Source organism: Kribbella sp. VKM Ac-2569, assembly GCF_004216905.1.
Classification (GTDB): domain Bacteria; phylum Actinomycetota; class Actinomycetes; order Propionibacteriales; family Kribbellaceae; genus Kribbella.
The window spans coordinates 224,184-243,975 of record NZ_SGXJ01000004.1 but is presented as its reverse complement, the minus strand read 5'-3'; the positions used below and the strand labels follow the sequence as shown (position 1 = coordinate 243,975).

The window sequence follows — 19,792 nt, the reverse complement described above, 5'->3', positions numbered from 1 at the left end:
CTATCTGATCAGATCCAGCGGCCACGGCGCGGCTGGGTCCGCGGACTGGTCGGCTGCTCGGGGTCGGTCGGCTGCTGCTGCTCGTAGGCGTACGGCGACTGCTGCTGGTGCTCGGTCTGCTCCGGCTCCGGCGAGTACTGCGACCCGTACGACTCGGTGGCGTAGTTCGGGCTGTAGGTCTCGTAGGACTCGGTGCTGTTGTACTCCGAGCCGCCATTGTTGCCATAGGCGTCGTACTCGTAGTTGCTCGAGTTGTAGGACTCGGAGTTGTACGACGACGCGTAGTCCGAGGTGTACGACGTCTCCTGGTTGGAGTAGCCGTCACCGGACGAGTACGTCGGCTCCGGTCCGTACGACGGCACCGGCGGGAGCGGCTTCGACGGGGTCAGGAAGTCGTCCTGCTCCTGGTAGCTCGGGGCCGGCGTCGGCTCGTAGTACCCGGACGACGCGGTCACGTGCGACGACGGCTGCGTGTGCTCGGACTGTCCGTAGACGTTGTGGTCCGAGTACGACGAGTACGTCTCGTCCTGGGCAGGCTGTGTCGAGTGGCTCGGCACCGCCGGCTGGATCGCCGACGGGCTGTCGACCGCGACCCGAGCGGCCCGGCGGCCGGCGCGCGCAACAGGCGCGGGCTCAGGCTCGGGTGCGGTCTGCGCCTCCGCTGGGGAGGCCGTCGAGGTGTAGTCGGACTCGTACGAGTACGGCTCGGAGTAGCGCGCCGCCCACGGCTCCTCGGCGGGCTGCGGCTGCGGTTCCGGCTGGGGCTGGTAGCCGTACGGGTCGGGCTGTACGACGGTCATCGGGGCGGCCTCGTCACGCCAGTTGCTCGTCGTACCGAGCACGTCCGCGGTGAGCGAGCTGCGGTAGTCCTCCCAGCTCTGCTGCGGCGCCTCGTACGTCGTCTCCTCGACCGGCTTCTCGACAGGCCTCTCGTCCCGCCAGGTCTCGATCGGGTTGAACTGCTCGGTGGCCGGACCGGCCTCGTCGTCCTGCCAGTTCTCGGCGACCGGGGCGAACGGGCTCCACCTCGGCGGTTCGTCGGCCGACGGACCGCCGGCGAACGCGGCCGGAGCGGCAGCGCCGTCACCCGGGAAGCTCTGCGGCGCGAACGGACTCTGTACGGGCGCCTGCGGTGCAGGGGTCGGAGCGAACGGGTTGCCCGCCTGCGGGGCACCGGCCATCTCCAGTTGCGGCTGGCGGACCAGGCCCAGCGCGGGCCCGGCGGCGATCGGCTCGGAGATCGCGGGCTGCTCGTCGGTGTCGTCGTTCGCGTACGACGGAACCTGCGCCACCTCGTACGACGGGACGGCGCTGAGCTTCGGGCCCTGGTCCCACCACGGCACCCACTGGCGCGTGGTCTGCATGTGGTTGATCTTGCGGATCACCATCGTCGCGGCGACCGCGGAGACGACCGTCAGCACGAGGGACGCCGTACCTGCCAGAGCGATACCGCGCAGCGACCCGACGGTGGCTTCCATCCACATCAGGAACCGGCGGACCACCACGTCGAACGCGAGAGCGCCGATCCAGGCGACCCACCACACGGAGGTGAGGGTCGGCGTCCTGAACCGGCGCAGGTCGTCGCTGTACACGGGGGTCTTCGGGTCGCTGGCGAGCCAGACGTCGTCGACGATCTGTTTCGGGTACCAGAGGTTCGGACCGGGGCAGAACCAGCTCGCGAGCACCCAGCCGTGGCTGCGGCGGTGGTCGGCCTGGCAGAACACCTCGGAGTTGACCCGGGCCCGCCAGAGCCAGATGACGAAGACGACCGCGGCGGCGACCGAGATGATCACGTTCGGAATGGCGGTGACCTTGGCGATCGCGTCGGCGCGGTTCAGGTCCGCGTCGTCGACGTTCGGCATCCCGCCGAGGTAGCGGTGCACAACCGAGTACGTGTTCCAGTCGGACCAGGTGGACAGCAGGTGGGTGACCGTTGATGCGCCCAGCAGTCCGATCGCGATCTTGCCGACCGTCCCGACCTGCTGGAACTCTTCAGCCGCGTGCGGCTGCCACTCTTCCTGATCCTCGACAGCAGTCATCAATGCCTGCGGGTGGCTCACGTCTCGCGTCCCTCGCGTTGCTGGAACTCCGTCGTCTGTCCGGCGTCTCTGCCTGGCCCTGCCCCCGCGTGACCGAGCCACATTGATACCACGAAGTAGGTACGCCAGGGCAGTCGGCCCCAGCACAGAGGGTGTCGACTTAACGTGTTCTTTTCGTACGCCCATCACCAGTGGTAACGAGGGAGAAGACGGGGCGTGACGGTTTGGTTTACCGCGCAGGTGGTTGGAAGCCACTGTGCGGTGTCCCGACCGCCCACCACGGCACCCACGGACGCATGCTCTGAAGCTCGTCGATCCGCTGGATCAGGATGACTGCGAGCACAGCCGCGCCGGTGGTGAACAGCGCCGAGACGGAGGACAGTATGACGTTCGTCCGCAGATCTCCGAGCTGCGACGCGCCGACGAGAACACCTCGTTGCACGATGTTCCCGGTGACCAGACCGGCCACCCAGCTCAGCCACCACGCCCAGACCAACTGCGTGCCCGGAACGTCCTTGAGCATCGGGGTCAACGGATCGGTCCGCGGGTCGCTGGCCGCGACGACGTCGTCGACGACCTGCTTCGGGTACCAGAGGTTGACCACCGGCACGAGCCAGCACCCGAGCACCCAGCCGCGGGTGAAGCGGTGCTCGCCGCGGCAGAACATCTCCGCGTTCCAGCGGACCCGCCACAGCCAGACGATGAACACCACCGCGGCCGCGAGCAGCGCCAGTGCGGCGACGATCCCGAGCGAGCCGGAGATCAGGTCGGCCTCGGCCAGTTTGTCCGGGTCGCCGCCGTACACCTTGCGGGTCCGGTACAGGTTCCAGTCCGACCACGCGGTCGACCACGTGGTGACGGTGACGACTCCGATCAGGATCGACGCACCGATACCCATGGCCCGCTCGGAACTGAACCACCGCCCCTGCGGTACTTGCGACGCCCGGCTCGGCATGGATCAGACATAGCACAACAGGGCGTGACCGAGCGAGAACATCACGTTGCGGCCGCTCCGTGGCGCATTCCTGCCAGAAACTGTCGGTGGGGAGAGGAAGGATGGTCGTATGGACTGGTCCGTGGTCGATTCACCGATCGGCGACCTCACGCTCGCGGTCGACGAGACCGGGCTCTGCCGGCTGCACTTCGGCGCGACCGACCGGCCGCTCGGCAGTGATCCGCTGCTGACCGAGGCCGCCGAGCAACTGAAGGCGTACTTCGCCGGCGAGCTCCAGGAGTTCACGCTGCCGCTGTCGGTCCGCAGCGGCTCCGACTTCGAGCGCGCGGTCTGGGCCCAGCTCACCCGGATCCCGTACGGCGAGATGCAGACGTACGGCGACGTCGCGAAGATCGTCGGCGACGCCGGTGCCGCCCGTGCCGTCGGTACGGCGTGCAACCGGAACCCGATCGCGATCGTCGTGCCCTGCCACCGCGTGGTCGGCGCCGGCGGCAAGATGGTCGGCTTCGGCGGCGGCATCCCGACCAAGCGGCACCTGCTCGAACTCGAGGCACGGGTCACCCTCGAGACGCTCTGGACCTGAGACCTGACGAAGATCTGACACTCGGTCTGCGCAGATTCGAGGCGCGGTGGCCACAGAGGGGCACTAACGTTTGAAGCGAGTGATTCAGGCGTCCTCCCACCTGCCTTGGAAGACACATATAAATGAACAAAGCCCGCACCACTGACCACCTCCACTCCGACCTCAGTGCCCTGATGAACAAGAGCGCCGAGGAATGGTCGGCCCCCGAGATCCAGGACGCTGCCCGCGCGGCGCTCCGGATGCACGCCCCCGATCGGGAGCCACTGACCTGGACCAGGCGGCTCAAGGTCGTCCCCTGGCTGCACCGCAACGACGCGGTCTGCCTGAGCTGCGGCGGCACCTACCCGTGCATCACGCACCGGTACGCCACCCAGCTGCTGTCAGCAGGCCGCTACACGATCGCGAAGTCCGACGACCCGGAGCCACAGGTCAACTGACGTCGTTCGCGCAAGGCGACGTCCGGACAGACGAAGGTCCCGAACCCCAGCCGGGGTTCGGGACCTTCGCCGTTGCGGTGGTGTCAGGAGTCGCTGGGCTTGGACTCGCCCGAGCCCGTCGACTTCCTGGTGGTGGTCCTCTTCGTGGCGCCGTTCGAGGCGGCCTTCACCTCGTCCTTGGCCGCATCCGGCTTGGTCTCCGCCTTCGGAGCCTCGGCCTTGGGACCGTCGGCCTTGGAACCGTCCGGCGTCGGGCCGTCGGTCTTGGGCACGTCGGCCTTCGTGGCGTCGGTCTTTGTGGTGTCGGCCTCCGGCTCAGCGTCGGTCTTGCCGTTGGACGACGGGGTGTCGGTCGGGCGCGACGACGTACCCGCCGGGGCGGAACTGTAGTCACGACCGCTGGTCGGGGTGGACTGCCAAGCCGGCTCGGGCGGCGTCAGCAGCTTCTTCACTGCTGCCGCGGCCAGCGCGCCGAAGCCCAGGAACAGCACCACCTTGCGGAGCTTGTGGCTCTTCTTCGGCACGTCGAGCTCGCCCTTCAGCGCGGCCTTGGTGGCCTTGCCCCGGCGGGCGGTCTCCTCGACGACCGGTTCGGCGGCGGCTGCCATGGCCGCCAGCGCGGCGGTCACCTTCGGCAGTACGTCGTCGTTCAGCCGCTCGCGGGCCTTCTCGGCCGCGTGCTCGGTGGCCGGACCGACCTTGGCGAGCGCGTCGTCGAGCACCGGACCGGCTTTCTCCACCGCCTGGTGAGCAAGGTGCGCGCCCCGCTCGACAGCCTTCTCGGCGTACGGCGACACCTTCTCCCGTGCGGTGCCCACAGCCGGCCCGAGGTGGTCACGGACCTGGCCGACGGCCGGTCCGAACTTCTCCGACGCCGACTCGGCGAGTGGCCTGACCCGGTCCTTAGCGACCTCGACCCGGCCCTTGGACTTCCTCAAACCCACGGTTCCCTCCTCGGTGCCGCCCGCCCAGCGGACAGCTCTCCCGCCCATCGGCGACATGGGCTCTTTCTGGTGACGACTCTGGACAAACCCGGCTTCATCTGCATCGTACGACGTTTCCAGCCGATAACCCGGTGCCCCCACGGCACTGTCCGTACACATCCGCGTCGATGCCGGGGTTCTTGGAGTGACATGACAGGATCGAGGGGTAAGCCGTAATCCGACTAGGAGTGACTCCCGTGGCCGAAGAGCTGTACGCGACCCTGCAGACGAACAAGGGCGACGTCGTCATCAGGTTGTTCCCCAACCACGCGCCGAAGACGGTGGACAACTTCGTCGGCCTGGCCGAGGGCACCAAGGAGTGGACAGACCCGGAGACCGGGCAACAGGTCACCAAGCCGTTCTACGACGGCCTCGGTTTCCACCGGGTGATCGACGGGTTCATGATCCAGGGCGGCTGCCCGCTCGGCACCGGCACCGGCACGCCCGGGTACCAGTTCGACGACGAGATCCACCCGGAACTCCAGTTCGACAAGCCGTACCTGCTCGCGATGGCGAACGCCGGCATCCAGTTCGGCCACGGCACCAACGGTTCGCAGTTCTTCGTGACCGTGGTCCCGACGCCGCACCTGAACCGCAAGCACACGATCTTCGGTGAGGTCGCCGACGACGACTCGAAGAAGGTCGTGGACGCGATCGCCACCGCCGACACGGCGCCCGGCGACAAGCCGCTCGAGCCGATCGTGATCAACAAGGTCGTCGTCGAGCGTAAGAACGCCTGATTTTCGGAGCGGGGCCGGGCGCGCGCCCGGTCCCGCTCTCTCATTGGAGGGACGCAACCCGCGTGACCGAGACCGTCTGCTACCGGCACCCGGATCGGCCCGCCGGGGTGCGCTGCCAGCGCTGTGACCGGCCGATCTGCCCGGCGTGCATGAACAGTGCCGCCGTCGGCTTCCAGTGCCCGAACTGTTTCAACGAGGGCGTCCGCTCGGTCCCGCGGACCCGCACGTCGCTCGGCGGCATCCAGCGCGGCGGCAGCCAGCAGGTCATCACCTACACGCTGCTGGCGCTGAACGTCCTCGTCTTCATCGCGGTCCGCACCGGCAGCCCGCAGCTCCTCAGCGACCTGGTGATGGTGCCGGTGCTGACCGAGAGCGAGCCGTGGCGACTGCTCACGTCGGCGTTCACGCACGTGCAGATCTTCCACATCTTCTCGAACCTGTTCATGCTCTGGCAGCTCGGTCCGCCTCTGGAACAGATGCTCGGCCGGCTCCGCTTCACGGTCCTCTACCTGCTGTCCGCGCTCGGCGGCAGTGTCGCGGTCTGGTTCCTGTCGGCCCCCGGCGGCGCGACCCTCGGCGCCTCCGGTGCGGTCCTCGGCCTGGTCGGCGCCCTCCTGGTGATTAGCCGCGCCCGCGGCGGGGACATCACCTGGATCATCATGTACGTCGCCGTCACCGCGTTCCTGTCCTTCGCCATCCCCAACGTCTCCTGGCAAGGCCACCTAGGCGGCTTCGTAGTAGGCGCCGCAGTCGCCTGGATCTACCTACGACTCTCCGACCACCGCCGCAACAAACAATCCGCTTAAATCCCCACGCGGTGCTACGCCCGGCTCCTCCGTCGCCGTTCGACCGATGCGTACACCGGCGGACCGCGCTCGTCGAGCAGACGACGGGTTATCCCCTCGCGTTGTGGGTTCTCTACTGATATGCGAGGGGAGAACCCAGCACGCGAGGGGATAACCCCGGCTGTCCCGATGGCGCTCCTTGGACTCCGGTGTGCAGAACGCCTGCCTTGTCCGGGATCGCGCCGAGTCGTGGCGTTTGGTTGGTCCCAGGACCACGGGGGCCTGCGGCACGGCGGTCGAGAGGTCGCCGGATCAGCCCAACCCACCCTTACATGCATCACAAGAGCTGGTTAATGGTTCGTCTGGTGGGGCAGCTGGGCTGAAGATGAGTGGGATGACTACTACTTCCGCCCGAGCGGTTCGGTTCGTCGAGATGACCAGTACTGCGCTGAGCGCTTTGCTGGCCGACGACCGTCCCGCGGCGCAGACCGAGCTCGGCTTCGAACTCGGCGATGAGTTCCTCAGTGACAGGGCCAAGTGGCTCTGGCAGTACCGCCTCGATCAGCTGGCCCGGGATCCCAGCACCTTCGGGTGGCTCGTCAAGCTCGCCGTGGCCGACGGGATCGTGGTCGGCTACGCCGGTTTCCACGGTCCGCCCGACGAGGCCGGCATGGTGGAGATCGGCTACACCGTCGACCCGCCGTACCGGCGACAGGGTTTCGCCAAGGCGATCGTGACCGCGCTCCTTGAACGTGCGGCGGCCGAACCCGCAGTACGGACCGTCCGGGCCACGATCAGCCCCACCAACCAGGCGTCGCTGGCCACCCTCGCCGGCTTCGGCTTCGTCGAGAATGGCGAACAGTGGGATGAAGAGGACGGCCTGGAGCTCATCTTCGAGCGCCCCAGCCGCTGACCCGAACCTGATGCAACCGGATCCTCCCGCCAGGACTCGTGCAGGCAAAGGGTCTGATCTGGGGAGTGGTGATGGCTGACGGCGACACGGTGCGCGAGCTGTACGAAGGGTGTTACCGGCGGCTGGTCGGGCAACTGTTCGCGATCTGCGGGAACCTGGGCGAGGCCGAGGACGCCGTCCAGGAGGCGTTCGTCCGCGCCGTCGAGAAACCCCAACGGCTCGCCCAGCTCGACAACCCGGAGGCGCGGCTGCGCACGCCAAGAACAGCGGCGTCGGCAACATCTACTGGACCGACGACCGCGGCAAGACCTGGGGCCACTCCGTCATCAGCCCCGGCCGGATGGGTGGCGAACTGGGAGTCAGCTCGGACGGCAAGACGCTGGTGGCGATCCAGGGCAGAAAGCCCGGCAGGATGGATGACCCGGTGCCACTGCGGTTGTCCACCGACCGCGGCGAACACTGGACGACAGTGGCCGCCCGGACCGCCCCGTACCTGTCGTCTCCCGTTGCCTTCGACAACGGCACCGGGCTTGCGCTCTTCCAGGGCAAGAAACGCGAACTCCTCCGGCCCGGTGCCGGTGCGCCGTTCACACCGCCGGCCGACCTGGGCGAGCTGGCAAGGGTCGGCGAGTTCGTCTACGGACCGCAGTACAACGGCGACCAGGCCATCACCAGCACCGATCACGGCAAGACCTGGAAGTACTTCGCGCCGCGCTAGTGAAACTTGGTCGCTAGTGAAACTTGGTCGCTAGAACTCGTGCGTTGGTCTTGAGTCTTGCTTGACGTTGCCCTGCGAGCAGCGGAACCTGTCGTCAAGGCCGCATCTCGCTCCAACCCCTGATGCACAAGGGATCCACGTCGCGTAGGGCGACCGGCCCGGCTCCTCGGGGTCGGGATCTCAGCGCAGTGAGGGTGGCCCGGACAACATGGCCGAGTGACACCGGCGGGGCAGTCGCGTCCGGGACCGGGGCTGCGCCGCAAGTTAGCGTCGTAAGTCCGGCCCGGTGCGATCGCGGCTCCCCGCGCCCAGTCCGCTCAGGCCCTCCACAAGCCTCCCCAAACCGGTTTGGGGAGGCTCTTGCCTCCGACCGGGGAGCGCTACTGCCCGATTCGGGCAGGTAGGTCTCCCCAAACCGGTTTGGGGCCCGGGAGCCAGCGGCTGGCGTGGTCAAGTCCGGCCGACTCCGGACTTAGGGCACGAACTTCGGGCGCGGGACACTAGGCGGCTCCGCCGATTCAAAAAGCAACTAATCGGCCTAGGCCACAATTTCTGCTCAGTTGGATAAAAGGACATGACAGCCGAGGGCTTGTGCTCGTCTAATCAAGTGACGTCCCGACGGGGGACCGAATGGTTAGGACATCGGTATGAGCCCACGTGCAGTGGACAAGCGAGCCCGGCCCGGCAACGAACATCAGGTCGTGCGGCCGTCGGCGCCGGAATCTCCTAGTGCGGTGACGGCGCTTCAGACCACCACCCGCATCTCCCAGCAGAAGCAGCAGCCGGCCAAGGCCTCCTGAGACCTCTGCGGCCGGATGGTCAGCGCAGGATGAGGCAGCTGTCGCCGAACTCGTGCCAGAGGTAGTGCTCTTGGACTGCTGCGTCGTACGCGCGCTGGATCTGGTCGGGGCCGGCTACGGACTCGAGGAGGAGTAGGTGGGACGCCTCGGGGGCGTGCCAGCCGGTGATCAGGCCGTCGACGACGTACGGCTGGCGTTCCGGACCGAGGATCAGATCGGTCCAGCCGTGCGCCGGCGTGACGGTGCCGTCCGGAGTCGTGGCTGATTCGATGGCGCGTACGGCGGTGGTGCCGACTGCGATCACCCGGCCGCCGTTGGCCTTGACCCAGTTGACTAGGCGGGCCGTGTGCGCGGGTACGTCGTACCGCTCGGGCTGAGGCGGCTCGTGGCTCTCCAGTGAGGACACGCCGCAGTGCAGCAGGATCGGTGCGATCAGTACGCCCTGCGACGCCAGGTGGCTCACCAGCTCGAAGCTGAACGGTCTGGCGGCGCTCGGCATCTCCGCACTGCCCGGGTCGCGTGCGAAGACGGTCTGGTACGACGCCAACGGCCACTGCTTGCCGACGTAGTTGTAGGTGATCGGCCGCCCGTGCCGCTGCAGGTACCCGAGTACGTCGGCCGCCGGTGGCTTGGCGATCCACAGGCGATTCGAGCCTTGGTACGGCGCCAGCAACGTCAGTGCACCTTCCGGCAGGTCCACCCGGTCGCCCGCCGTACCGTCGAACATCGGTGCGCCGCCGTTGCGTAACTCGACGACCCAGGTGCCGTCGTCCAGCGGTGTAGAGAAGTGCACGGTGTACGACGAGCTGTCCACAGCTGCGGGCAACGTACTGGAGGTGTTGACCAGCAGCAGGTCACCGGGCCGCAGGTGTTCACCGATGCGGTCGAAGCGGGTGTGCGTGACGGTCGGCCCCTCCGCGACCAGCAGCTTCACGTGGTCCCGCGAGACGCCGCGGGCCTCCGGTGGTTCGCCGGCGTTCAGCGCCTCCGGCAGGTCGAATCTGGTGTGTGGATGCACCATCACGAGGCCACCGCAGGTGCGAAATCAGCCGCCCGGTACCTGCCACTCTCCGGCCGGCTGTCCAGCAACTGCAGGAACGCCGGTACGACGGTTGCGGGCTCAGGCCGGTCGGAGATGTCCTCACCGGGGAAGGCGGCCTGGTGCATCGCAGTACGCAGATCACCCGGGTCAACGGCGTACACCGCCAGTGCTGGGTGCTCAGCGGCCAGGACCCGAGTCGCGTGGTCCAGTGCGGCCTTGGCGGAGCCGTAGCCACCCCAGGTCTCATAGGCCTCCACCGCGGCGTCGGAGCTGATGTTGATCAGCACACCGGACGCTGTAGTGAGTGCGGGAAGCAGGGCCTGTATGAGTGCGATTGGTGCGAGTACGTCGACCTCGTACACGCGACGGAGCTCGTCGAGGTCAGCCGTGGCCAGTGCTTGCAGCGGGCTCTGCCCGAGGTAGCTGGCGTTGTTGATGAGCAGGTCGAGCCGACCGAGCTCGGAGATCGCCTCCACTAGGTCGGCGCGGTGTTCGGGGTCGGTGACGTCGCCGGCCAGCGGTACGACGTCGGTGCGGTCAGCCAGCGCGTCGGCGGTGTCCTTGAGCGCTTCGGCGCCACGCGCGTCGATCACGAGCGCCCAGCCGCGATCGGCCAGCCCGTGCGCGAGTGCGAGCCCGAGCCCGGCGGACGCGCCGGTGATGAGAGCAACAGGACGGTCGGACGGTTCAGGAGTCATGCCGTTACCGTCATACCTCAACTAAACTTGAAGTCAAGCGTTGCCGAGACGGATTCAGTCTTCGGGGATCAGGATGCCTGGGTTCATGACGTTGTCCGGGTCGAGGGTTTGCTTGACCGCGCGCAGGGTTTCGACGGCCAAGGGACCGATCTCGGTGGCGTAGGCGTCGCGGTGGTCGGTGCCGACGCCATGGTGGTGGGAGATCGTGCCGCCGGCGTCGGCGATCGCCTGGTTGGCGGCGAGCTTCGCGGTCCGCCACTGCTCGATCGGATCGTCGGACTGTGCACAGATCACCGTGAAGTAGAGCGATGCGCCGGTCTCGTAGACGTGCGAGATGTGACAGAGGACCAGCGGCGGCGTGGCACCCAGTGCGCCGACGAGCGCTTCGGTGACGGCTGTCTTCAGGGCGGGGATGCGCGACCAGAACGCGGCCGTCTCAAGGGTCTCGACGAGCGCGCCTTCGTCGAGCAGGGGATCGCGGAGGTACGGCGCCCGGTAGCGACCGACCCGCCATGTCTCACCCGGGTCCGCGCCGAGGTTCTTCCCGCCGGCGGCCGTCAGGACGTCGGCGGTCGCCTGGTTGTACGGGCCGTCGAAACCGATGATCGCGAGCACGCCGCCGGATCCGCCACCGAGCACGTCCGGGTCGGCGAGGTTCACCGCAGTCTCGACCTCGTCCGACAGCCGGAGCACCGTCGGCAACGGCCCGTCCTGCGCGAGCCGTCGTACGGCGGCCAGCCCGGTGTCGAAGCTCTCGAACCGCCAGCCCTCGAAGTGCCGCTCGGTCGGTCGCGGCCGGATCCGTACGACGACCGACGTGATGATGCCGAACGCGCCCTCGGACCCGAGCACGAGCTGGCGCAGGTCCGGGCCGGCCGCGGACATCGGCGCGCGTCCGAGCTCGATCGTGCCGCGCGGAGTGGCGAGGGTCAGGCCGACGACCATCTGGTCGAAGCGGCCGTACCCGGCTGACGACTGGCCGCTCGACCGCGCCGCCGCGTAGCCGCCGATCGACGCGCCCTCGTACGACTGCGGGAAATGCCCCAGCGTGTAGCCGCGCTCGGCCAGCAACGCCTCGGCCGCCGGACCGCGGACGCCGGCCTGCAGCGTGGCCGTTCGCGAGACCTCGTCGACGTCGACCAGTTGATCGAGTCGCCGCAGGTCCACGGTGACAAATCGGCGGGACGGCGCGAGGCCGCCGACAACCGACGTACCGCCGGAGTATGGGACGACGACCAGGTCCCGCTCGGCGCAACCGGTCAGCAACTCCTGCACTTCGTCGTGTGAGGCGGGGTAGACGACCGCATCCGGCATGTCCGAAGTGTCGCCTGCGCGGTCCTTGAGCAAGTCCGTCGTCGAGTAGCCGCGGGTGTGCGCCCAGCGCGAGTCCAGGTCCGAGGCCACGTGGTCAGTCCCTACGACCTGACTCAGGAACGACAGTTGGTCAGGCGTGAGCCCTGGCCGGTCGGCCGGAGCGACGGGCTCGGCGGCGGATCGCCGTACGCCGAGGTGCTTCAGGGCGTCGACCGCGGCGGACGGGAGGTCGACCGGGTGGGCGGGGTCGCCCCAGCGGCCGGGCGTGAGTTGCACCACCGGCAGGTCGGATTCGGTCATCTGAGCTCCCGATCAAGAGTCCGGCGAGGTAGCGTCGATGGGAGGTGGAACCCCCTGGCCTCCACCTCCCATCGACAGTTCCGGGATGGCAAAGTCGCTGATACACTCTGACGTGTGATGTCTCAGCGTAGCAGCGAATCCGATCAGGAAACCAGCACCCGTCCCACGCCGGCGAACGCGATCGGCGAGGAGCGGATCCTGGACGCGGCGTACGAGTTGCTGCTCGCGATCGGGATGCGCCGGATGACGATGGCCGACATCGCCCGGCACGCCGAAGTCTCCCGCGCGACGCTGTACCGGCGCTGGCCGAACGTGCAGGCCGTGGTCGCCGCGTTGATGACCCGGGAGTGGACGATCGCGCTGGTGTCCGCGTTCCAGCCGGATGCCGTGGATGGCCGGGCGCGCCTGGTCGAGGGTGTCGTCGAGGTGGTCGCGAAGACCCGGGTGCACCCGTTGATGCGCAAGATCATCGAGCTCGACCCCGAGTTCCTCACGCCGTACCTGATGGAGCGCCGCGGCAGCAGCACCGTCGCCCACCTCGCGCTGGTCGAGGAAGGCATCCGCCAGGGGCAGGCCGACGGCTCGATCCGCGACGGCGATCCGGTGTGGCTGGCGCGGCAGATCATTCTGGTCTCGCTGGCGTCGGCGGTGTCGGGTCCGGTGATGGCGGAGAAGGACGAGTACCCGAAGCTCGACGAGGAGCTGCGGATGATGCTCACCAGGTACCTGACGCCATGATCAGCGTGGGCAACGCGAGCCTGAACGCCGCGCGGCGTTCCCGTGAGCTCGACTCGCTGAGTGCGGTCGACGTGCTCGTCGTCGGCGGCGGGGTCACCGGCGCCGGCGTGGCGCTGGACGCGGCCGCGCGCGGACTGACCGTTGCCCTGGTGGAGAAGCACGACCTGGCGTTCGGGACCAGCCGGTGGAGCTCCAAGCTCGTGCACGGCGGCCTGCGCTACCTGGCGTCCGGGCATGTGGGGATCGCGTACGAGAGCGCCGTCGAGCGCGGCATCCTGATGAAGACCACCGCGCCGCATCTCGTGCACCCGATCCCGCAGATCGCGCCGTGGTTGCCACAGGCAAGGTTCGCGCAGGCGGCGCTGCTGCGGTCGGCGTTCCTCGGCGGCGACGTCCTGCGCACGTTCGCCCGGACGAGCGAGGACTACCTGCCGCACTCCCGCCGGGTCAGCTCGGCCGAGATCCTGCGCTACGCGCCGACGCTCAAGCCCGAGGGGATGCGCGGCGGCTTCCTGACCTGGGACGGACAGTTGTACGACGACGCGCGCCTGGTCGTCGCGATCGCCCGGACTGCCGCGCAGTACGGCGCTCGCATCCTGACCCACGTCGCCGCCACGGAGGTCACCGGCCGCGGTGCGGTCCTGGTCGACCAACTGACCGGGGACCGGCGGTCGGTCGATGCGCGGGTGGTGATCAACGCGGCCGGGATCTGGGCGGATCAAGTTGCCTCCGGCATCAAGCTCCGGCCGAGCCGCGGCACCCACCTGGTGCTGCCGCAGTCCGTGTTCGGCGGGCTGTCCGCCCTGCTGACCGTGCCGGTGCCGGGGGAGCTGCGGCGCGTCGTGATGGCGATCCCGGCGCCCGACGACCGGGTGTACGTCGGCCTCACCGACGAGGACGCGCCGGGCCCGGTGAGCGACGTACCGCAGGCGACCGACGCGGAGATCGACTTCCTGCTGAACACGATCAGCTCCGCGGTGCAGCAGCCGGTGACCCGCGCGGACCTGATCGGCACGTACGCCGGGCTCCGGCCGCTGCTCGACACAGGTCACCACAACGGCGAGAACACGACCGCCGACATTTCCCGGCGGCACGCGGTCATCACCAGCCCGGACGGCGTGGTGACGATCGTCGGCGGCAAGCTCACGACCTATCGCCGGATGGCACAGGACGCGCTCGACAAGGCACTCGCGCAGTCGACGCTCGACGTACGGCGCTCCTGTGAGACACACCGGATCCCGCTCGTGGGCGCGGCCGATCGTGTGCACCTGGCTGCGGTCCGGGCGCCGGCGCGGTTCGTCCAGCGGTACGGCGTGGAGGCGCCGCAGGTGATCGCAGGCCCGCCCGAGTTGCAGCATCCGATCGCGCCGGGGCTGCGGACGACGTACGCCGAGGTGAAGTTCGCCGTCCGACACGAGGGGGCGCTGACCGAGGACGACGTACTGGATCGGCGGACGCGGATCGGGCTGTCGGCGGCGGACCGGGAACTCGCGCTGCCCGCCGTACGGGAGGCCTTCGCCGCGGTGTGACTCCGGTCTTGGGGTTAACTTGGCTGCGGGGAGGTAGAAGGTGACGCAGCCGTACCAAGGGCCGGGGCCGTATCAAGGACCAGGGCCTTACCAGCCGATGCCGTACCAGCCGATGCCGGTGGTGCCGCAGTACCGGCCGTTGCGAGCGCTCGCGATCGTCAGCATCGCGCTGATGGGGGTGACCGCTCTCTGTGCCGTGATCCAGTGCGTGCTGCTCTGGCGGTCGTACTCCGAGGTCAAGCGGTTCGTGTACGGGCTGCTCTCCGACGAGGAGATCCAGCGCGGCGTCGAGTCGATCACCGGCACCGGCCCGCTGCTGAACCTGGTCAGTTACCTGCTGATCGGGACCGGGATCGCGTTCCTGATCTGGCTGTGGCGCGCCCGCGACAACGTCGACTTCCTCTATTCGCCGTTCGCCCCGAACCCGACCGTCCCGACCCACGGCGCGCATCGCCGGGCGCCCGGGTGGGTCGTCGGCTCGTGGATCTGCCCGATCGTGCAGTTCTGGTACCCGCTGCAGGTCGTCGAGGACGTCGCCCGGGCCAGCGAGCCGCGCGACCAACCCGGCATCGCCCGATCCGGCCGGATCCGCGCCCTGCTGTACACGTGGTGGGTGTCCTGGTGCGGCTTCTGGGTCATCATCGTTGGCGGCGGATCGGCCGCGGTGATCGGGTTCGTCATCTGGATCGTCCGGCTGGTCGAGGTGGCGGACAGCGACGCGGAGGGTTCGTACGTCGACATCTACGACCTCCAGGACTACATGGTCCGGGTCGCGCTGGCCGTCGACATCGGGTTCACGGTCGCGACGGTCCTGCTCATCGTCGCGGGGGTCACGGCGTCACTGCTGATGCTCCAGATCGGCAGCTGGCAGCAGTCGCGGCTCGCTCCGCCGCCACCGGTACAGGACTTCGTGCAGCCGCCGCGCCAGACACCGCAGTACGCCCCGCGCCAGCAGCACCCCGGCCCGGGCTTCCCGACCTACGGCCCCTGAAGCAGTACGACGCTCGCATCGTCGTACCGCTTCCAGCCGGGGGTGGTCGACGCGGCGTCGTGTTCCCGCACCAGGTCGATCAGCCGCCGTGGGCCTTCGGCCGTGAGTACGTCGAGGAGCTCCTCCCACGAGTGCCCGTAGCGCTCGGTGAAGCGGGACGCGCCGTCGGAGAGGATCGCGATCACGTCGACGTCGGCCCGGTCCGTCGTCCCGACGACTGCCTCGTACGCCGCTTGGGGTTCGGTGCTCGCCGCCCAGAAGCCGCCTGGCTTGTTGCGCAACCGGCGTACGGACTTGAGGGTCCGCTCCGGGAGAAGCTCGAGCCGGTCGTCGCTGTGGACGGTGACCTGGCCGTCGGATGCGCGCATGACAACAGGTGAGTCGGCCAGGACGAGATGCTCGACGTGGTCCGGGTGGAGCCGAACCATCGAGACTGTGGACGACGGACTGTCGGGATTGCTGACGTCGCAGGTATCAGCATGGGTCGCGCGGACGCCGGCGATCGCCTCGGCGAGCAGGTCGGGAAGAGGTGTGGGCGATCGGGTGAGAAGTGGAGGCGCCAGATGGCTGGCGAGCTGCATGACCAGCCAGGGGACGTCGTGCCGGCAGCCGGACTCGACGCCAGCCGGAGCGGTGGCGCCGTCCAGTACGACGGCGAAGTCGGGCCCGGTCAGGACGAGATCCTCGTTGACGGCCGGCGGTCGCCGATCCGGCGCTGCCTCACTGAGAGCTCGGATTTCCACAGGCCGATTGTGCTAGGTCGGGTCGGCCCAACTGTCGGCGAGGGACTGCTCGAGGGCGATCTTGGGGGACCAGCCGAGCGCGTCTCCGATCAGGGTGGTGTCGGCCTGCTGCCACGGCGCGCCGAGCGCGGTCTCCTGCTCGGTGTCGTCGACGATCGTCGCCGGCTGACCGCTGAGCTCGAACAGCTGCCCGGCGATGTCCCGCGCGAGCGTCGCCCGACCGGTCCCGACGTTCAGCACCGGCGGCAGCTTCCCGTCCGCGAGCGCGACCGCGAGCACCGCCTCGGCCACGTCCCGGACGTCGACGAAGTCGCGCCACACGTCCAGCGACCCGACCTCGATCAGCTGTCGCGCCCGCAGGTCCCGGATCACCCGCCCGGTCAGCGTGCTGTCCGGCGCTCCCGGCCCGATCGCATCGAAGATCCGCAGTACGACGGCGTCCGCGCCGGCCCGCTGCGCCCGAAGCACGAGCTCGGACCCGGCGAGTTTGGTGATGCCGTACGGACCGAGCGGCCGCGGCGCGCTCTCCTCGGACAGGCTGGTGCCGTGCGGGCCCCCGCCGTACTCCGCCGCGGAGCCGAGCTGGACGAACCGGGCATGGCCGGCGTGGTCGCGGACCGAGCCGAGCAGGGCCTCGACGGCGATCACGTTCGCCCGGACCAGGTCGGCCGGCTCGCCGATCGTGGCGCCGACGGCGTTCACGATCACGGTCGGCTTGTACATCCCGATCTGGGTGTCCAGCGCGTACGGGTGCATCGCGGCCAGGTCGCAGCGCCGGTACGGCTCGCTCCGGGTCCGGCTCAGCCCGCGGTACTCGATACCCCGGTCGGCGAGCAGCGCGCAGATCCTGGCGCCGAGGAAACCTCCCGCGCCGAACACCATCACCCGCTCAGTTCCGGTCACCCCTCCATCGTGCGGCCGTTATTTGTCGGTCCGCCGTACGTTCTCCGTCGTCAGCATCACAGTGTCGGCACGGCGTGGCAGTCTGGGGGCTCATCGAGCGAGGGAGAGTCATGGCTGACCGTGTGGGCGGGCGTCCGGCGGCGCAGACCGAGTCGACGATCCGGGAGTGGGACGACGCGGACCCGTCCGGGCAGACGTACCGCCGGGTGCTGTTCCTGGATTCCGACCTGACCGAGGTGGAGAACCGCGCCGGGGTGTTCGAGGAGTGCACGTTCCGCGGGGTCCGGTTCAACGCGTCGACGCACACCGACGCCGCGTTCGTGAACTGCACGTTCGTGCGGTGTTCGCTGTTCGACACGACGTTCACCCGGTGCAAGATGGTCGGCAGCCTGTTCGACGACTGCGCCCACAGCCTGATGAAGGTGACCGGCGGTGACTGGTCGTTCACCGGGCTGCCCGGCGCGGACCTGAAGGGCGCTGAGTTCACCGGCGTGAAGATGCGCGAGGCGGATCTGACCGGTCTGCGGGCCCAGAAGGCCGTGCTCCGGGACCTCGACCTGTCCGGCGCGTCCCTGCAGAAGGCCGACTTCACCGGTGCCGACCTGCGCGGTTCCGACCTGTCGACGCTCGATCCGCTGACCGTCACCCTCAAGGACGCCCGTATCGACGTCAACCAGGCGATGGTCGTAGCCGCCGCGCTCGGCCTCGACGTCCGACCGTGAGCTGTGGATATCCCCAGGTAATCACGCGGTCATCCACGGTCCCATCCACAGCCTGTGGATAACTATCCGGATAACTGTGTATTCGTACTGTGATATCTCGCCGGGCGACCGGCCGGGACCAGGGTTCCGCGCCGATGCCGGGCCGGATGCCGCGGCCGCCGTACGACGAGCATCGCGGCGTGCTCGACCACTGCCGGGCTGACGACCAGGAAGCCCGGCCGGGCGACCAGGCTCCGGGTCAGCGTCTGGAGGCCGGCGGCCAGGCCGACCCCGCAGAAGGCGCCGAGCGAGTTCGCGATCAGGTCGTGCAACTGGCACGACCTGCCGAGTTGCGGCAGCAGGGCCTGCACCGCCTCGACCGCGGCCGACATCCCGATCCCGGCCGCGATGCCGTCGCCCGGGCGGCCGCTGGCCAGCGTGAGCATGCCCGCGGCCGGCACGAACAGCACGACGTTGAGCAGACCTTGGAGCGACGTCAGTCCGCCGGTCGTGGTCAGGTGCGTGCCGCACTCGCCGATCTGGCCGAGGCGATGCGTCGTCGGGCTGAGCGTCGCCGCGATCACCAGCGCGAACGCAGCCGGCAGGCAGAACGCGGCCAGCCGGGGGACGAGGTCGCCCGGGCGGCGAAACGAGGAAAGGGCGATCGGCAGCGTCATGCCGGTCAGTACGAGCCAGGTGTCCAACAGGTGTGGGATTCCGCGATAAGTCTCGAGCACGTGTCCGGACCCTCCCGTGGTCGACCTGACTCGAACTCTTCTGGACTTCGTGTTCCTGAATCGACGATCATCCGGCCGCTCCCACTGCCGCCAGCCCTGTCCGGACATCTGCACGCAGCCGTAAACCGGTCGTGACAGTCTGTGACAGTCCGTGCACAAACTGACACGGAAGAAAGGTGCTCGGGGCAACGATCTTGTGCCTGCCGGTAGTGGGTACCAGTGGATTGGACCCGAGCCGGAAGGAAGAGACGTGGTCGATCCGCAGCTTCGCGCGATGACGTGGAACATCTGGTGGCGATTCGGGCCGCGCTGGCGGGAACGGCAGCCCGGGATCCTCGCCACGATCGAGCGGTTCACGCCCGACGTGATCGCGCTGCAGGAGGTGTGGGGCGCCGACGGCACCACGCAGGCGGACGAGTTCGCCCACGCGCTCGGGTTCCACGCGGTCTTCGCGTCGCCGTCGTACCCGCGGTCCCCAGATCCGGCGTTGGCGCCCGACCACGACGGGGTGGAGCTCGGGGTCGCACTGCTGAGCCGGTGGCCGATCGCCGACCACGAGGCGATCGCCATGCCGGCCCGCCATCGGTCCTGGGATCCGGTCGCCCTGCGCGCCCGGGTCGCTCATCCGGCCGGTCCGGTGCCTGTCGTGGTGGCGTGCCTGGAACATGCGACGACCTTCAGCGACGACCGGCTCGCCCAGGCCGCGCTGCTCGCCGATCTCGGCACCGATCCATCCGCCGACGGCCCGAGTCCGTCCCTGGTGATGGGCGACCTGAACGCTGCGGCGGACAGCGCCGTACTCCGTCCGCTGCGCGAAGTACTGATCGACGCCTGGACGGCGGGCAACGGTGCGCCTGACGTGGTGACGCTGCCGTCGACGCATCCGTCGGCCCCGCTCGAGGCCGGTCCGGAGCTGGTCGATCAGCGGATCGACCACATCTTCTACCGCCCGGGCCACGAGGATCAGCTGGTCAGCGTCGAGTCGGCCGTGATCGCTGGTGACGCCGTCGACGGCATCTACCCGTCCGACCACCGGGCCGTCGTCTGCGATTTCCGGTGGCGCAACCGGACGGATCAACCGATCGGTTGAGGTGGTCTGGCTGAGTGGGCGATGTGCCCACTCGGGACCCGGCGGGACAGTCG

The 19,792-nt window shown here is 68.8% G+C and carries 21 protein-coding genes; 12 read left to right on the top strand and 9 right to left on the bottom strand.

Translation table 11 applies throughout. The annotated features are described in order from the left end of the window. Positions 1 to 8: 8 nt before the first annotated feature. Together EV649_RS27665 and EV649_RS27660 are read right to left on the bottom strand one after the other, a co-directional pair. The gene (locus EV649_RS27665; protein WP_241998741.1) at positions 9 to 2,039 is read right to left on the bottom strand and encodes a DUF4328 domain-containing protein; all 2,031 of its coding nucleotides are present in this window, start codon (positions 2,037 to 2,039) and stop codon (positions 9 to 11) included. Positions 2,040 to 2,268: 229 nt separating this feature from the next. Continuing rightward, entirely contained in the window at positions 2,269 to 2,937 is a 669-nt protein-coding gene (locus EV649_RS27660; protein WP_241998739.1) for a DUF4328 domain-containing protein, read from the bottom strand. Positions 2,938 to 3,103: 166 nt separating this feature from the next. Here EV649_RS27660 and EV649_RS27655 point away from each other — a divergent pair, with 166 nt between their 5' ends. Together EV649_RS27655 and EV649_RS27650 are read left to right on the top strand one after the other, a co-directional pair. Beyond that, positions 3,104 to 3,577 (top strand): methylated-DNA--[protein]-cysteine S-methyltransferase, encoded by a 474-nt coding sequence (locus tag EV649_RS27655; protein ID WP_130386534.1) that lies wholly within the window; start codon positions 3,104 to 3,106, stop codon positions 3,575 to 3,577. 173 nt (positions 3,578 to 3,750) lie between these two features. Beyond that, positions 3,751 to 4,014, top strand: a complete 264-nt coding sequence (locus tag EV649_RS27650; protein WP_241998737.1) for a hypothetical protein — start codon at positions 3,751 to 3,753, stop codon at positions 4,012 to 4,014. A gap of 83 nt (positions 4,015 to 4,097) precedes the next feature. Here the strand turns inward: EV649_RS27650 and EV649_RS27645 are convergent, their stop codons facing one another. Continuing rightward, a complete protein-coding gene (locus EV649_RS27645; RefSeq protein WP_130386532.1) occupies positions 4,098 to 4,958 on the bottom strand; it encodes a hypothetical protein in 861 nt (286 codons plus the stop codon). Positions 4,959 to 5,206: 248 nt separating this feature from the next. Between EV649_RS27645 and EV649_RS27640 the strand changes: the two genes are divergently transcribed. From EV649_RS27640 to EV649_RS40940, 5 genes are all read left to right on the top strand, one after another. Next, on the top strand, positions 5,207 to 5,737 hold the full coding sequence (locus tag EV649_RS27640; RefSeq protein ID WP_241998876.1) for a peptidylprolyl isomerase: 531 nt from the start codon (positions 5,207 to 5,209) through the stop codon (positions 5,735 to 5,737). 62 nt (positions 5,738 to 5,799) lie between these two features. After that, complete coding sequence (locus tag EV649_RS27635; RefSeq protein ID WP_130386530.1) at positions 5,800 to 6,543, top strand: rhomboid family intramembrane serine protease; 744 nt, start codon at positions 5,800 to 5,802, stop codon at positions 6,541 to 6,543. A 373-nt stretch (positions 6,544 to 6,916) separates the two neighbouring features. After that, the gene (locus EV649_RS27630; protein WP_130386529.1) at positions 6,917 to 7,435 is read left to right on the top strand and encodes a GNAT family N-acetyltransferase; all 519 of its coding nucleotides are present in this window, start codon (positions 6,917 to 6,919) and stop codon (positions 7,433 to 7,435) included. Positions 7,436 to 7,775: 340 nt separating this feature from the next. Then, positions 7,776 to 8,153 (top strand): hypothetical protein, encoded by a 378-nt coding sequence (locus tag EV649_RS41770; RefSeq protein WP_241998735.1) that lies wholly within the window; start codon positions 7,776 to 7,778, stop codon positions 8,151 to 8,153. 647 nt (positions 8,154 to 8,800) lie between these two features. After that, positions 8,801 to 8,953 (top strand): hypothetical protein, encoded by a 153-nt coding sequence (locus tag EV649_RS40940; RefSeq protein ID WP_157996330.1) that lies wholly within the window; start codon positions 8,801 to 8,803, stop codon positions 8,951 to 8,953. Between the two features lie 19 nt (positions 8,954 to 8,972). Here EV649_RS40940 and EV649_RS27620 read toward each other — a convergent pair whose 3' ends face one another. Genes EV649_RS27620 through EV649_RS27610 form a run of 3 tightly spaced genes read right to left on the bottom strand, consistent with a single transcriptional unit; the run spans position 8,973 to position 12,307 of the window. Then, positions 8,973 to 9,974 (bottom strand): S-adenosylmethionine:tRNA ribosyltransferase-isomerase, encoded by a 1,002-nt coding sequence (locus tag EV649_RS27620; RefSeq protein ID WP_130386527.1) that lies wholly within the window; start codon positions 9,972 to 9,974, stop codon positions 8,973 to 8,975. Further along, on the bottom strand, positions 9,974 to 10,693 hold the full coding sequence (locus tag EV649_RS27615) for an SDR family NAD(P)-dependent oxidoreductase (RefSeq protein WP_130386526.1): 720 nt from the start codon (positions 10,691 to 10,693) through the stop codon (positions 9,974 to 9,976). Before EV649_RS27615 ends, EV649_RS27620 begins: the two co-directional genes overlap by 1 nt. A 54-nt stretch (positions 10,694 to 10,747) precedes the next feature. Next, positions 10,748 to 12,307: an FAD-binding oxidoreductase gene (locus EV649_RS27610; RefSeq protein WP_130386525.1), complete on the bottom strand. Its 1,560-nt coding sequence runs from the start codon at positions 12,305 to 12,307 to the stop codon at positions 10,748 to 10,750. Positions 12,308 to 12,424: 117 nt separating this feature from the next. Between EV649_RS27610 and EV649_RS27605 the strand changes: the two genes are divergently transcribed. The 3 genes from EV649_RS27605 to EV649_RS27595 are packed head-to-tail and all read left to right on the top strand — an operon-like array spanning position 12,425 to position 15,565. Further along, positions 12,425 to 13,045, top strand: a complete 621-nt coding sequence (locus EV649_RS27605; RefSeq protein ID WP_130386524.1) for a TetR/AcrR family transcriptional regulator — start codon at positions 12,425 to 12,427, stop codon at positions 13,043 to 13,045. After that, positions 13,042 to 14,574 carry a glycerol-3-phosphate dehydrogenase/oxidase gene (locus tag EV649_RS27600; protein WP_130386523.1) on the top strand — a complete coding sequence of 511 codons (1,533 nt, stop codon included), beginning with the start codon at positions 13,042 to 13,044 and terminating at the stop codon, positions 14,572 to 14,574. Before EV649_RS27605 ends, EV649_RS27600 begins: the two co-directional genes overlap by 4 nt. Positions 14,575 to 14,614: 40 nt before the next feature. Further along, on the top strand, positions 14,615 to 15,565 hold the full coding sequence (locus EV649_RS27595; RefSeq protein ID WP_130386522.1) for a DUF4328 domain-containing protein: 951 nt from the start codon (positions 14,615 to 14,617) through the stop codon (positions 15,563 to 15,565). On the opposite strand, the gene EV649_RS27590 is transcribed toward EV649_RS27595, so the two are convergent. Together EV649_RS27590 and EV649_RS27585 are read right to left on the bottom strand one after the other, a co-directional pair. Further along, complete coding sequence (locus tag EV649_RS27590; RefSeq protein WP_130386521.1) at positions 15,553 to 16,308, bottom strand: protein phosphatase 2C domain-containing protein; 756 nt, start codon at positions 16,306 to 16,308, stop codon at positions 15,553 to 15,555. The two genes, EV649_RS27595 and EV649_RS27590, sit on opposite strands and share 13 nt — an antisense overlap. A gap of 12 nt (positions 16,309 to 16,320) precedes the next feature. Next, positions 16,321 to 17,211 carry an NAD-dependent epimerase/dehydratase family protein gene (locus tag EV649_RS27585; RefSeq protein ID WP_241998733.1) on the bottom strand — a complete coding sequence of 297 codons (891 nt, stop codon included), beginning with the start codon at positions 17,209 to 17,211 and terminating at the stop codon, positions 16,321 to 16,323. Positions 17,212 to 17,321: 110 nt separating this feature from the next. Between EV649_RS27585 and EV649_RS27580 the strand changes: the two genes are divergently transcribed. Continuing rightward, positions 17,322 to 17,933, top strand: coding sequence for a pentapeptide repeat-containing protein (locus EV649_RS27580; protein WP_130386520.1), 612 nt, complete (start codon positions 17,322 to 17,324; stop codon positions 17,931 to 17,933). Positions 17,934 to 17,995: 62 nt separating this feature from the next. Here the strand turns inward: EV649_RS27580 and EV649_RS27575 are convergent, their stop codons facing one another. Next, positions 17,996 to 18,649, bottom strand: coding sequence for a VanZ family protein (locus EV649_RS27575; RefSeq protein WP_157996329.1), 654 nt, complete (start codon positions 18,647 to 18,649; stop codon positions 17,996 to 17,998). Positions 18,650 to 18,899: 250 nt separating this feature from the next. On the opposite strand from EV649_RS27575, the gene EV649_RS27570 reads away from it, so the two are divergent. Further along, positions 18,900 to 19,739, top strand: a complete 840-nt coding sequence (locus tag EV649_RS27570; protein ID WP_157996328.1) for an endonuclease/exonuclease/phosphatase family protein — start codon at positions 18,900 to 18,902, stop codon at positions 19,737 to 19,739. Positions 19,740 to 19,792 lie beyond the last annotated feature (53 nt).

Excerpts from the sequence above, each read along its gene's own strand:
- EV649_RS27665 (WP_241998741.1), bottom strand. The coding sequence starts at position 2,039 with ATGACTGCTGTCGAGGATCAGGAAGAGTGGCAGCCGCACGCGGCTGAA.
- EV649_RS27660 (WP_241998739.1), bottom strand. The coding sequence starts at position 2,937 with ATGGGTATCGGTGCGTCGATCCTGATCGGAGTCGTCACCGTCACCACG.
- EV649_RS27655 (WP_130386534.1), top strand. The coding sequence starts at position 3,104 with ATGGACTGGTCCGTGGTCGATTCACCGATCGGCGACCTCACGCTCGCG.
- EV649_RS27650 (WP_241998737.1), top strand. The coding sequence starts at position 3,751 with ATGAACAAGAGCGCCGAGGAATGGTCGGCCCCCGAGATCCAGGACGCT.
- EV649_RS27630 (WP_130386529.1), top strand. The coding sequence starts at position 6,917 with ATGACTACTACTTCCGCCCGAGCGGTTCGGTTCGTCGAGATGACCAGT.
- EV649_RS41770 (WP_241998735.1), top strand. The coding sequence starts at position 7,776 with ATGGGTGGCGAACTGGGAGTCAGCTCGGACGGCAAGACGCTGGTGGCG.
- EV649_RS40940 (WP_157996330.1), top strand. The coding sequence starts at position 8,801 with ATGAGCCCACGTGCAGTGGACAAGCGAGCCCGGCCCGGCAACGAACAT.
- EV649_RS27620 (WP_130386527.1), bottom strand. The coding sequence starts at position 9,974 with ATGGTGCATCCACACACCAGATTCGACCTGCCGGAGGCGCTGAACGCC.
- EV649_RS27615 (WP_130386526.1), bottom strand. The coding sequence starts at position 10,693 with ATGACTCCTGAACCGTCCGACCGTCCTGTTGCTCTCATCACCGGCGCG.
- EV649_RS27610 (WP_130386525.1), bottom strand. The coding sequence starts at position 12,307 with ATGACCGAATCCGACCTGCCGGTGGTGCAACTCACGCCCGGCCGCTGG.
- EV649_RS27605 (WP_130386524.1), top strand. The coding sequence starts at position 12,425 with ATGTCTCAGCGTAGCAGCGAATCCGATCAGGAAACCAGCACCCGTCCC.
- EV649_RS27600 (WP_130386523.1), top strand. The coding sequence starts at position 13,042 with ATGATCAGCGTGGGCAACGCGAGCCTGAACGCCGCGCGGCGTTCCCGT.
- EV649_RS27580 (WP_130386520.1), top strand. The coding sequence starts at position 17,322 with ATGGCTGACCGTGTGGGCGGGCGTCCGGCGGCGCAGACCGAGTCGACG.